12 protein-coding genes are annotated in these 11,930 nt (G+C 62.4%); 10 read left to right on the forward strand and 2 right to left on the reverse strand.

From position 1 onward, the window contains the following. Nucleotides 1–2: 2 nt before the first annotated feature. Complete coding sequence (locus tag NP825_RS23575; protein WP_306997110.1) at nucleotides 3–755, reverse strand: cold-shock protein; 753 nt, start codon at nucleotides 753–755, stop codon at nucleotides 3–5. A gap of 260 nt (nucleotides 756–1,015) precedes the next feature. Between NP825_RS23575 and NP825_RS15060 the strand changes: the two genes are divergently transcribed. From NP825_RS15060 to NP825_RS15100, 9 genes are all read left to right on the forward strand, one after another. After that, entirely contained in the window at nucleotides 1,016–1,633 is a 618-nt protein-coding gene (locus tag NP825_RS15060; protein WP_257545031.1) for a ribonuclease D, read from the forward strand. A 21-nt stretch (nucleotides 1,634–1,654) separates the two neighbouring features. After that, complete coding sequence (lptC, locus tag NP825_RS15065; RefSeq protein WP_257545033.1) at nucleotides 1,655–2,296, forward strand: LPS export ABC transporter periplasmic protein LptC; 642 nt, start codon at nucleotides 1,655–1,657, stop codon at nucleotides 2,294–2,296. A 14-nt stretch (nucleotides 2,297–2,310) separates the two neighbouring features. Then, nucleotides 2,311–2,868 (forward strand): LptA/OstA family protein, encoded by a 558-nt coding sequence (locus NP825_RS15070; RefSeq protein WP_257545035.1) that lies wholly within the window; start codon nucleotides 2,311–2,313, stop codon nucleotides 2,866–2,868. Between the two features lie 98 nt (nucleotides 2,869–2,966). Further along, nucleotides 2,967–3,119 carry a hypothetical protein gene (locus NP825_RS15075; RefSeq protein ID WP_257545038.1) on the forward strand — a complete coding sequence of 51 codons (153 nt, stop codon included), beginning with the start codon at nucleotides 2,967–2,969 and terminating at the stop codon, nucleotides 3,117–3,119. A gap of 376 nt (nucleotides 3,120–3,495) precedes the next feature. Next, entirely contained in the window at nucleotides 3,496–5,163 is a 1,668-nt protein-coding gene (gene lnt / locus NP825_RS15080; RefSeq protein ID WP_257545040.1) for an apolipoprotein N-acyltransferase, read from the forward strand. A gap of 54 nt (nucleotides 5,164–5,217) precedes the next feature. Continuing rightward, a complete protein-coding gene (gene metK, locus NP825_RS15085) occupies nucleotides 5,218–6,438 on the forward strand; it encodes a methionine adenosyltransferase (RefSeq protein ID WP_257545042.1) in 1,221 nt (406 codons plus the stop codon). Between the two features lie 68 nt (nucleotides 6,439–6,506). Beyond that, on the forward strand, nucleotides 6,507–7,238 hold the full coding sequence (locus tag NP825_RS15090; protein ID WP_257545044.1) for a tRNA (guanosine(46)-N(7))-methyltransferase TrmB: 732 nt from the start codon (nucleotides 6,507–6,509) through the stop codon (nucleotides 7,236–7,238). 45 nt (nucleotides 7,239–7,283) lie between these two features. Then, complete coding sequence (locus NP825_RS15095; RefSeq protein WP_231729164.1) at nucleotides 7,284–8,597, forward strand: site-specific integrase; 1,314 nt, start codon at nucleotides 7,284–7,286, stop codon at nucleotides 8,595–8,597. 191 nt (nucleotides 8,598–8,788) lie between these two features. Then, nucleotides 8,789–9,442, forward strand: coding sequence for a GntR family transcriptional regulator (locus NP825_RS15100; RefSeq protein ID WP_161786582.1), 654 nt, complete (start codon nucleotides 8,789–8,791; stop codon nucleotides 9,440–9,442). 74 nt (nucleotides 9,443–9,516) lie between these two features. Here NP825_RS15100 and NP825_RS15105 read toward each other — a convergent pair whose 3' ends face one another. Then, nucleotides 9,517–10,722, reverse strand: coding sequence for a CaiB/BaiF CoA-transferase family protein (locus NP825_RS15105; RefSeq protein WP_037557658.1), 1,206 nt, complete (start codon nucleotides 10,720–10,722; stop codon nucleotides 9,517–9,519). Between the two features lie 58 nt (nucleotides 10,723–10,780). On the opposite strand from NP825_RS15105, the gene NP825_RS15110 reads away from it, so the two are divergent. Beyond that, entirely contained in the window at nucleotides 10,781–11,866 is a 1,086-nt protein-coding gene (locus NP825_RS15110; RefSeq protein ID WP_235211618.1) for a DMT family transporter, read from the forward strand. The last annotated feature ends 64 nt before the right edge of the window (nucleotides 11,867–11,930 follow it).

Consider the following 11,930-nt stretch of genomic DNA (forward strand, 5'->3'; position numbering starts at 1 on the left):
GCTCATTCCGGCTGCAGGTTCACCGCGGCGAACTTGCCGCGATCGTCGACCTCGATGTCGAAGGCGACGCGGTCGCCCTCGTTGAGGCCGGCCATGCCGGCACGCTGCACCGCGCTGATGTGGACGAAGGCGTCGGCCTGTCCGTCGTCGCGCGCGATGAAGCCGAAGCCCTTCGTCGTGTTGAAGAATTTCACCGTGCCCGAGGTGCGCTCGCCGGTGAGCTGGCGCCGGCCGCGGGCGCCGCCCGGACGGTCGCCACCGGGGCCGCGGTCGTCGCGACGCGGTGCGAATTCCTCGATCGGCATCGGTTCGCCCTCGATCTTGAGATCGATGGCCGACACCTTGCCGTTGCGTTCGACGAGCGTGAAGCCGAGCGGCTGGCCCGAGGCGAGACCCTGAAGGCCCGCCTGCTCGACCGCGCTGATGTGAACGAAGACATCCTCGCCGCCGTCGTCGCGCGCGACGAAGCCGAAACCCTTCGACGGGTTGAAGAATTTCACCGTGCCCTGGCCCTCGCCGACGACCTGCGCCGGCATCCCGCCGCCGCGTCCGCCGCCGAAGCCGCCGCGATCGCCGCCACCGAAGCCGCCACGATCACCGCCGCCGAAACCGCCACGGTCGCCGAAGCCGCCGCCACGATTGCCGCCGCCATAGCTGTCGCCGCCATAGGGTGCGGGTTCAAAGCTGTCGAAATTGCCGAAATCATCGCGCTTGCCGCGTCCCCGCTGGCCGCGGCGATCCTTGTTGAAACTCATAGTCTGTTAGTCGCTTTCGGTCGTCCACACCCCATTGAACCGGCTCCTTGCGCCGGACGGGGACGCAGTTCACCATGGGCACAGACTCGCCCCGTGCCGCCAAGAACGCAATATATAACCTAATTATCCACAGTCTGCGAACAGAAAATTCATGGCAGCGATAGGCAATTTTGCTCGCTTTGCGGGGAGTGGAGCCGCTTGCGGCCTTCCCCGCGAAACCAGTCATTGAGCGGCGCGGCGCCTTCGCCTAAGGCAGGGCCATGACCGTATATTTTCACGAAGAAGACCTGCCCGAGGGCGCGCTGGGCCCCGGCGCGGTCGCGGTGGACACCGAGACCATGGGCCTGAACCCGCTGCGCGACCGATTGTGCGTCGTCCAGATCAGCGACGGATCGGGCGACGAGCATCTCGTCCGCTTCAAGCCCGGCAGCAGCTATGACGCGCCGGTGCTGAAGGCGATCTTCACCGACCCCAATCGGTTGAAAATCTTTCATTTCGGCCGCTTCGACATCGCCGCGATCCAGCACGCGCTGGGGGTGGTGACGGCGCCCGTCTATTGCACCAAGATCGCCTCGAAGCTGATCCGCACCTATACCGACCGCCACGGCCTCAAGGAGCTGGTGCGCGAACTGCTCGGTCAGGATGTGTCGAAGCAGCAGCAGTCGAGCGACTGGGGCGCGGCGGAACTTTCGGACGCGCAGCGCGATTATGCGGCGAGCGACGTGCGCTTCCTTCACGCGATGAAGGACGTGCTCGACGCCCGGCTGGCACGCGAAGGGCGCACCGGATTGGCGCAGGCGTGTTTCGATTTCCTGCCGACCCGGGCGGCGCTCGACCTCGCGGGCTGGCCCGAAGTCGATATTTTCGCGCACACCTGAGAAGCGATTCGCTGAAAGATCATGTCCGAACGCGCCGACCATGACCGCACGATGCGCCGCCTGTGGGCTGCGAAGGGGTCGAGCCACGACCGCGTCGTGCGCCTCCTGCGCTATGGCCTGCCGCTCGTCATCGGGGTGATCGCCGCGGTGCTCGTCTTCTCGCCCTTCACCCAGCGCACCGAAATCAGCTTCCTCCTCGCCAAGGACAAGGTCGATATGGCGAGCGAGCGGATGAAGGTGACGCGCGCCGAATATCGCGGCCAGGATTCGAAGGGTCAGCCCTTTGCCCTGCTCGCGGGGAGCGCGGTGCAGAAGAGCTCGGCCGAGCCGATCGTGCGGATGCAGGAGCTTTCGGGCGCGATTCGCCTGAAGGACGGCCCGGCGACGATCGCCGCCGCCGAGGGGCAATATGATATGGACACCGAAAAAGTGTCGGTGCCCGGCACGGTGAAGGTGCGCAGCGCCGACGGCTATGCGATCGACGCCAGCAATGTCGCGATCGACCTGAAAGGGCGCAGCCTTGCGGGCACCGGCGGCGTCGACGGCACGTTGAACATCGGCCATTTTTCGGCCAACCAGCTTGTCGCCGACCTCGACAGCCGCGTCGTGCGCCTGTCGGGCAATGCCAAGCTTCGGATCAATCAGGGAGCGCTGAAGAAATGAAGGGGCTTTGGACGATGAAAAGCGCCATGCTCGCGGGCGCGGGCTTCGCGCTCACCAGCTTGGGCATCCTCGCGACCGGCGGCGGCGCCCCGGCGCAGGCGCAGGCACTCGCCAACCACAACAGCAATGCGCCGGTCGATTTCGACGCCGGCAGCATCGAGGTGCAGGACCGCGCCGACCGCGTCGTGCTGGCAGGCGGGGTGACCGTGACGCAGGCGGGTCTCACGGTAAAGGCGCCGCGGATGACCGTCGCCTACACGCGCTCGGGTGGCACCGACGTCAACCGCCTCGACGCGACCGGCGGAGTGACGGTGAACAAGGGCGACGAGACCGCGAAGGGCAATGTCGCCATCTATGATCTCGACAAAAGGCTGATCACGATGGTCGGCAACGTCCAGCTCAACCAGGGCGGCAATCACCTGACCGGCGGGCGGCTGGTGATCGACCTGAACAGCGGCCGCGCGACGGTCGACGGGCGCGGCGCGGCGCGCGGCCCCGACGGCAATCCGATCACCGGCGGCACCAACGGGCGCGTCACCGGCACCTTTTCGGTTCCGCAAAGGAAGCAGTAACCTTACGCCTTAATCCCCGGGTAAGGCGCCGCGCGTGAGGATCCGCGCCGGGGGGCTTTGCGGCGCGGGGGGCGGCCGCGTGGTCAAGGCGTGCTCCGATGCGATATTCCCCCCTTCTTCCCGTCCGTCGCCCGATGTTCGGCCGCCGCAAGCCCGCTGAGGTCACCGCCGAACCCGCCGAACCGACGAGCGAGGAACGGCGACTGATCGACCGGATCATCCGCCATGCGGGGCCATCGAAAGCGCGCTGAGCATCCGTCATGCGCAGAGGATCGGTTTGAGGTCCGCTTTTGCGGGTGGTGAGCTGCCCCTCCTCACCTTCGTCATTCCCGCGAAAGCGGGAACCCAGAGCGTGCGTCGGCTAACCCCACTCTGGGTTCCCGCTTTCGCGGGAATGACGAAAATAAGAGATGCTGAGCACGACTTTCAGATTCTCGTCATCCCGGACTTGATCCGGGATCCATTCATTCGGCGCTGAAAGAATGGATCCCGGATCAAGTCCGGGATGACGATGCAAGATAGGTCCGCAATCGGTCGCAAGCACTCGGCACATCTGTTCATCGTCCGCCGTCCCGAAACGCGCAAGCGTCATTGTCGCGGCATCGCCGCGCCGCTAAAGCAGCGCGCGTGACCGCGATCTCTTCCCGCATCATCGCTTTCGCCGATCACTGGCCGAAGCTTGTCGCCCTCGCGCTCGGTGCCGTGTCGGCGACCGGCTTCGCGCCGCTGAACCTCTGGCCGCTGACTTTGCTCGCCTTCGCAGGCTGGATGGCGCTCGTCGCGCGGAGCTCCAAAGGCCGGCGCGCGCTCGGCGTGGGCTGGGCGTTCGGGGTCGGGCATTTCACGATCGGGCTGAACTGGATCGCGACCGCTTTCACCTATCAGGCGGCGATGCCCGCATGGCTGGGGTGGGTCGCGGTGCTGCTGCTGTCGCTCTATCTCGCGGTGTATCCGGCGCTGGCGGCATGGGGGGCGTGGGCCGTCCAAAAGTTCGTCGCCCCCGCGCAGGCGGGGGCCGCTGGTGGATTGTCCAGTGCCGATGACCCAAGGCCGATTGCGGCCCCTGCCTTCACGGGGGCGACGCTCTCCTTCATCCTCGCTTTCGCCGCGCTCTGGACGCTGACCGAGTGGCTGCGGAGTTGGATGTTCACGGGCTTTGCGTGGAATCCGCTGGGTGTCACCCTCGCACCGACGGAGGTTCTGCCGCTACTATCGAAATGGATCGGCACTTACGGGCTTTCGGGTTTTGCAATCTATCTTGCAGGAGAACTCATAACGTTCGCGCAGCTTCGCCGATCGAAGTCGGCGCCTAACGTAAAGCTATACACGACAACAATCGTCGTTCTTCTCGTCCTATTCGCTATCGCTCCGTGGGTTCGTCAGTCGGATCATCCTCTGGCCGAACGGGGCACCCCCATCACCGTCGTCCAGCCCAACGTCGGCCAGCAGGACAAATGGGAGGGCGGCAAGGCCGACGCCAATTTCGCCAAGCTCGCGCGACTGACCGCGCCGAAGGACGACACGCCGCGCCTGATCCTGTGGCCCGAGGCGGCGATTCCCGATTATCTGGAGACCGGCTATCCCGCCGTCTATTACGACCGCTCGCCCGCCGAGGCGCGCGGGCGGCTGACCGACCTGATGAACCCGAACGACGTGATGCTGCTCGGCGCGCTGAAACTCGAACTCGGACGCGACGGCAGCGTCGTCGGCGCGCGCAACGCGGTGATGACGATCCACGCCGACGGCACGCTCGGCGCGCGCTATGACAAGGCGCACCTCGTCCCTTACGGCGAATATCTGCCGATGCGGCCGATCCTGTCGGCGATCGGGCTGTCGCGCCTTGCGCCGGGCGACGTGGATTTCTGGCCCGGCCCCGGCCCGCACACGCTCGATCTCGGCCGTTTCGGCCAGGTCGGGCTGCAGATCTGTTACGAGATCATCTTTTCGGGGCAGGTCGTCGACCGCACCCACCGCCCCGATTTCATCTTCAATCCCTCGAACGACGCCTGGTTCGGAGGCTGGGGTCCGCCGCAGCATCTGGCGCAGGCGCGGCTCCGCGCGATCGAGGAGGGGCTGCCCGTGATCCGCGCGACTCCGACGGGGATCAGCGCGGTGGTCGACGCCGACGGCCGCGTCCTCGATTCGCTGCCGATGCACGCGGCCGGACGTATCGACACCTTCGTTCCCAGGGCCCACGCACCGACGCTCTTCGCACAATATGGCAATGTGCTGCCGGTCGGATTTGCGCTGCTGCTGCTCGCGGCCGCCATTGCCTTTCGGCGGCGCGGACGCTAACAGCGGCGCGACATAAAGCATCCTTTATATCGAATAACCCAAAAGGCCTCTTCCATGCGCAACAGCTTCCTCTTCACCTCCGAAAGCGTCTCCGAAGGCCATCCCGACAAGGTCGCCGACCAGATTTCGGATTCGATCGTCGATCTGTTCCTGTCGAAGGATCCCGAAGCGCGCGTCGCGTGCGAGACGCTGACCACGACGCAGCTCGTCGTGCTGGCGGGCGAAATCCGCTGCAAGGGCGTGTTCGAGGACGGTGAATGGGCGCCCGGCGCGCTCGACGAGATCGAGGCCACCGTCCGCCAGACGGTCAAGGAAATCGGTTACGAACAGGCGGGCTTCCACTGGAATCAGTTCCGCTTCGAGAACAACCTCCACGGCCAGTCGGCGCATATCGCGCAGGGCGTCGACGAGAGCGCCGACAAGGACGAAGGCGCGGGCGACCAGGGCATCATGTTCGGCTATGCCTCCGACGAGACGCCCGACCTGATGCCCGCGACGCTCGATTACAGCCACAAGATCCTCGAGCGCATGGCGGCCGACCGCAAGGCGGGCATCGCGCCCTTCCTCGAACCCGATGCGAAGAGCCAGGTCACGCTGCGCTACGCCAATGAGCGCCCGGTCGAGGCGACCGCGATCGTCGTGTCGACCCAGCACGCGCCGGGCTATTTCTTCCACAGCGGCGAAGGCGACGAGGCGAAATATCAGGAACTTCGCAAATATGTGCTCGGCGTGATCGCCGACGTGCTGCCCGCCGAGCTGCTGACCGCGAACACCGTCTATCACATCAACCCGACCGGGCGGTTCGAGATCGGCGGCCCCGACGGCGACGCCGGGCTGACCGGCCGCAAGATCATCGTCGACACCTATGGCGGCGCCAGCCCGCACGGCGGCGGCGCGTTCAGCGGCAAGGATCCGACCAAGGTCGACCGCTCGGCGGCCTATGTCACGCGCTATCTCGCCAAGAATATCGTCGCCGCGGGGCTCGCGCGCCGCTGCACGATCCAGCTCAGCTACGCGATCGGCGTCGCCGAGCCGCTGTCGGTCTATGTCGACCTGCACGGCACCGGCGCCGAGGGTGTGAGTGAAGCCGCGCTCGAACAGGCGCTGCCGCAGCTCGTCCGGCTGACGCCCAAGGGCATCCGCACCCACCTCGGCCTCAACAAGCCGATCTACAAGCAGACCGCCGCTTACGGCCATTTCGGCCGCACCGCGGACGGCGACGCCTTCCCGTGGGAGCGCACCGATCTGGTGGATGCGCTGCAGTTTCTGAAATAGGGAATCGCCCGACAAGAAGCGCGGCTCCCGCCTTCGCGGGGGCGACGATATGATATAGGGCGCGCGCCATGACAGCTTATAAATCGGGCGATCCGACCACCCTCAACCGCCTCTATGGCCGCGCCAAGGGCAAGCCCCTGCGCGCGGGCCAGCAGGATCTGGTCGACAATCTGTTGCCGCAGATCGCGGTTCCGGCCGAGGGGCCGGTCACCGCCGAATTACTGTTCGGCTATGACCGCCCCCTGCACTTCGAGATCGGTTTCGGTGGCGGCGAACATATGGCGGCACGCGCCGACATGCTGCCCGACCATGGCTTCATCGGCGCCGAACCCTTCGTCAACGGCGTCGCCCAGGCGCTCGTCCACGTCTCGGGCGACCCGCATCTCGCCGAAAAGGGCGGCGCGCGCCTGCCGCTCGCCAATGTCCGTATCCACCATGGCGACGCGCTCGAAGTGCTGCGCCGCATAGACGATGGCGCGCTGAGCTTCGCCTATCTGCTGCACCCCGACCCCTGGCCCAAAGCCCGCCACGCGAAGCGGCGGATGATGAACGACGGCCCGATCGATCTGATCGCCGCGAAGCTGAAGCCCGGCGGCGAGTTCCGCTTCGGCACCGACCATCCCGTCTATCTCGCCCACGCGCTGATGATGATGCGGCGCCATCGTCACCAGTTCGAATGGCTGGCGCAGGAATCGAAGGATTTCCTCGTTCGCCCCGGCGGCTGGCCCGAAACCCGCTATGAAGCCAAGGCGCGCGCACAGGGCCACGAGGTGTGGTATTTTCGCTGGAGGCGTATATAGGAGTGCTATAGGGTTGAAAAGGCTAGTTTTTTATAGCCACTCCCTATGCTATCTTTTCCCCAATTACGCGGCAATTTCCGCCACGGTGATTGCCGGGTGATTGCTGGAAACGCCGTATTGGGAGACCAATTTATGGCAAGCGGAAAGATCACAAAACGGTCGGTCGATGCTCTCATTTCGAGCGGGCAACATGACATTCTTTGGGATGATAGCATAAAGGGTTTTGGCGCAAAGCGAACCAAAGCTGGCGCCGTGTCTTACGTGTTGCAATTCCGAATGGGCGGTCGCGAATCTAAGACGCGTCGCTACACGATAGGCAGCCATGGCTCGCCATGGACGCCAGCCACCGCCAGAGCCGAAGCGGAGCGACTGGCTATTCTGATCGCCCAGGGAATCGATCCAGGCGAAGCAGAGCGGCAACGACGGCGAGAGTCGGTCGATCTAGCCTTCGATAATTACTCTGATCGCTTCGCTGAGGCCTGCGTTGGAGAAGGCTGGAGGCGCCTCGTCAAGCGCAGCCTCGAGCTGCATGTAAAGCCGGTCTTGGGATCAAAGCCCCTTCCCAATCTTACGCGAATCGACATCGTTGCCGTCTTCGACCGCATGCCGCGCGCGCAGATCGCAAATATCCGTAACGTCTTCGCTGTTTTGCGCCGCCTTTTGCGCTGGGCCGTCAGCCGGGGAGATATCGATCGGAGTCCGATGGAAGGCATGGAAACCCCGCCCCCGGTCAAACCTCGCGATCGCTGGCTTTCAGACGAGGAGCTTGGCCGCATCTGGATGGCGGCGCCAAACACGCATTCCTGTTTCGGACCCATCATCCGCCTTCTGATCGTCACCGGTCAGCGACGAGAGGAGGTTTCGTCGCTGCGTTGGGAGGAACTCAACCGTAAAGATCTCCTATGGACCCTGCCCGGCGAACGGGCAAAGAATGGCGAGCCCAACCGAATTCCGCTCAACGAACTTGCAGTTGCGATCCTCGACGAGGTTGCCGGGTCGGCTATCTGGCCGCGTAGCGGCAGGATGTTCACGACCTCCAGGGGCGGAAGGTTCACCGGATATAGCAAAGGCAAGATCAAGCTCGACCTGCTTATGTCGCAAGACGGCCGCGAACCGTTACCGGACTGGCGACTGCATGACTTGAGACGAACTCTTGCAACCGGGTTTCAACGGCTAGGCGTTCGATTTGAAGTGACCGAAGCTGTGCTCAATCACGTCGGAGGTTCCCGCGCGGGCGTCGCCGGTATCTACCAGCGCCACGACTGGAAGGACGAGAAGCGCGAAGCAATGAAGAGTTGGAACGATCATCTGGCGGCGATCATTCGTTTGGCGAATATGGCGCGTGATCGCGCATGGTAAGCGCTTATAAAAAGACTTGCTGTCCACGATCGATTGCGCCGAACAAAATATGCAGAGTGAATCTGTCGATTTCCGTTGCGAACAGCTCTTGCAGCCGGATCCGTTCGCCAACGACTGACTCTTGCGTTCTTGCTGAATCAAGGGGGATATTCGCGGCGTGCGTAGCAGCGCCAAAGTTGGAGACAATTCGAGTGAACAAGAAGGATGAAATTTACGATCTTCTCGTTAGCCGAATGGTTGGCGCGCAATATAATTTTGGCCAGCGGCTGTCGGTCAAGGATCTTGTGAGCGATACCGGAGCGAGCCGCCAGCCGATCATGGCCGCGCTCAACCGTTTGAGTTCGGAAGGATTTGTTCGCATAATTCCGCAGGTCGGTTGCGAGGTGATAAATCCAAGCTATGACCAGATCGCAGATTTCTATATCATGTTTGAAAGGCTCGAGGGACTGCTGACGGAACTGGCGGCAGCGCGTCGGACCGATTCGCAAACGCGCGATTTGCGCGCGCTGCAAGCACGTATTCTCACGATCGACTTTGACGAGCCGCGCAGCGCGGTAATTTATTGCGAACTCAACCGTGCCTTCCATCAGCTCATCCACGATATGGCTCAGTCGCCCTTTCTCGACGCGCGGCAGAACAGCAATTTTGACATGTCTGATTTCTTCATCAACCAAGCCGGTGGTTTCAATCATTTCATGGCCGATACCGCACGTGAACATGATGAAATCATTGAGGCGATCGCTTCCAAATCTCCTGCCCGCGCGCGCGGGCTGGCAGAATCACACATCGGCGCGGTCGCCTCGTCGGCGTTGGCGGGCCTGCGAAAACATCGCGCCGCCGCCTAACTAATATTCATGAGAGCATGGTGAGGAAGGGCATGATCGGAGGCTCCATCGTCGCTCGGTGCGGTCGATGAGGATCACCCTATTACTCCTCTTGTCTTTAGCCCCACTACTTCTAAGTCGCCCAGTCCGAGCTCTCTCCGCAGAACGGAATCAGTATTCTCGCCCAAGAGCGGTGGTGGTGTGGAGGCAACCGCGCGCTCGCCATCGACTTTGATGGGGCTGGCTATGCCTGGAAGATCACCCAATTCCTTGTGGTTGAGCGAAATCTTCATTCCACGGTGCAGAACATGAGCGTCCTTAAAGACGTCCGAAATTTCATTGATCGGACCAGCCGGGACATCGGCGGCGTCGAGCCGTTCTATCCATGAAGCTGCGCCCGCGCCTACAAAGATCGGCGCCAACTCATCTTCCAGCGCCTGTTTGTTTCCGGCCCGCGAACCATTGGTGCCAAAGCGTGGGTCGTCAGCAAGGTCACTCCGCCCAATTGCGTCGCACAGCCGACGAAACTGAGAGTCGTTCCCGATTGCGAGATTGATCCCGCGGTCGGCTGTCGGGAAAGACTGGTATGGCACGATGTTGGGGTGAGCGTTGCCATAACGGGGCGGATTCTCCCCCGTGGCGAAAAAGTTAAAGGCTTGATTTGCAAGGGTGGCAACGGTGACATCGAGCAACGACACGTCGAGATGAGCGCCCTCGCCGGTATTTCCCCGCCGGACAAGAGCTGCCAGGATCGCGATCGCCGAGTAGAGACCCGTCATGATGTCAGACAGGGCAACGCCCGTCTTCATCGGGCCACTTTCCTGCGAACCCGTGACGCTCATTAATCCGCCCATGCCCTGCGCGATAAAATCATAACCGGGCCGGCCGCTATAGGGGCCGTCTTGGCCAAAGCCCGTCACGGAACAATAGACCAGGGCCGGGTTGGCCTCTCGCAGCCTCGCAGCGTCGAGCCCGTAGCGCTTGAGCGTCCCGACTTTGAAATTCTCAACGACAACGTCGCAACCGGCCGCCAAATCTCGAATAATCTGCTGTCCCTCGGCGTCGGTGAAATCGACGGCAATCGCTTCCTTTCCCCGATTTGCGCACAGATAATAGGCAGACGTTGCCTCTCCGCCGGCATAAAGCCAAGGCGGCCCCCAACGACGCGTGTCGTCCCCTTCGAGCGGGCGTTCGACCTTGATAACTGTGGCGCCCAAATCGGCCATGAGCTGCGTTGCCCAAGGTCCAGCAAGGACCCGACTGAGGTCAAGAATCCGAATTCCTTCTAACATTCGGGTCATGGTGCCCCTCCAGCGAGCGCCACCTTATGCGCTTCCTTATTGCATTTAGAAAAATGTGATGCACTATGTGCAACGCGATGACGCAGATCGGATCATGGTTCAAGCCAAATTTTGCGAGCCAGAAGAAGCGCAGGGCGGCGCACCAGATCGGCAAACTGACCAAAAGGGGCATCCATTGACGCATCGATTTCCAATATTTCAGCGAGCCTGGGGTTCTGCTGGCTTATTGCTTTGTGCAGCCTCGCTTTTTTGGGCCCTCAACCCCATTGTTGCGCGCGCAGTTCACCACCTCGTTACCCCCCTCGGCATGGCCTTTTGGCGATGGGTCGTAGCAATGGGGGTAGGCTTACTTTTCGCTTGGCCGCATCTTGTCGCGGATCGTCGCGCAATTCTGCAGAATTGGAAAATGCTGTCGTTTCTCGGAACGCTTGGGATCGGAGCGTTCGCCCTCGTGGTTTATTGGGGCCTTCAATATACAACGGCGACGAATAACCTGATGATGCAGGGCGCCATGCCTTCGATGATACTCCTGCTTTCGACAGTGATCTTTCGAGACCGAATTACGATCGGTCAGTTGGCAGGCACGCTCGTATCACTGGCCGGTTTGCTCGTCATCGTCGCGCAAGGAAGCCTAGCCAATATTCTGGCCATGACGTTCAACCGCGGAGATGCCGCCGCCCTTTTCGGCGTTTTTCTCTACTCGCTCTACTCGACCCTTTTGCGGAAGAAACCCGCCATACATCAGCTCAGCTTTCTCGTAACGCTGTTCGCGGTCGGGGCCGCAAGCATTGCCATCCCGTATCTTCTGGAGATTGCGCACGGCCATTATATGGCGGCGAGGATTGAGGTTCCGCTCGCCATCCTTTATGTCGGAATTTTCCCTTCGCTCCTTGCATATTTCTTTTTCAACCGTTCAGTGGATTTGATCGGTGTCGCTCGCGCGAGTATCTATATGAATCTGCCCCCAGTCTTTGGGGTTGCGCTTGCAATTCTCCTGCTTGGAGAACATCTCGCTCCCTTTCACATTGCGGGCGCGGCACTTGTCGGTGCAGGGGTGTTCATGGCGACACGCCGCGAGGACGAGCCGCCAGCAGCAGGCCGCGTCGAAACTGTGGCCGTCGAGGCTGCATCCTCGCCGCGCTAATTTTCACGTTCGATTTGCCGGCGGACACTGGCACACGGCAGGAGAGCGGATACGCGCGAATGGC

This window comes from Sphingopyxis sp. DBS4, from assembly GCF_024628865.1.
GTDB lineage: Bacteria > Pseudomonadota > Alphaproteobacteria > Sphingomonadales > Sphingomonadaceae > Sphingopyxis.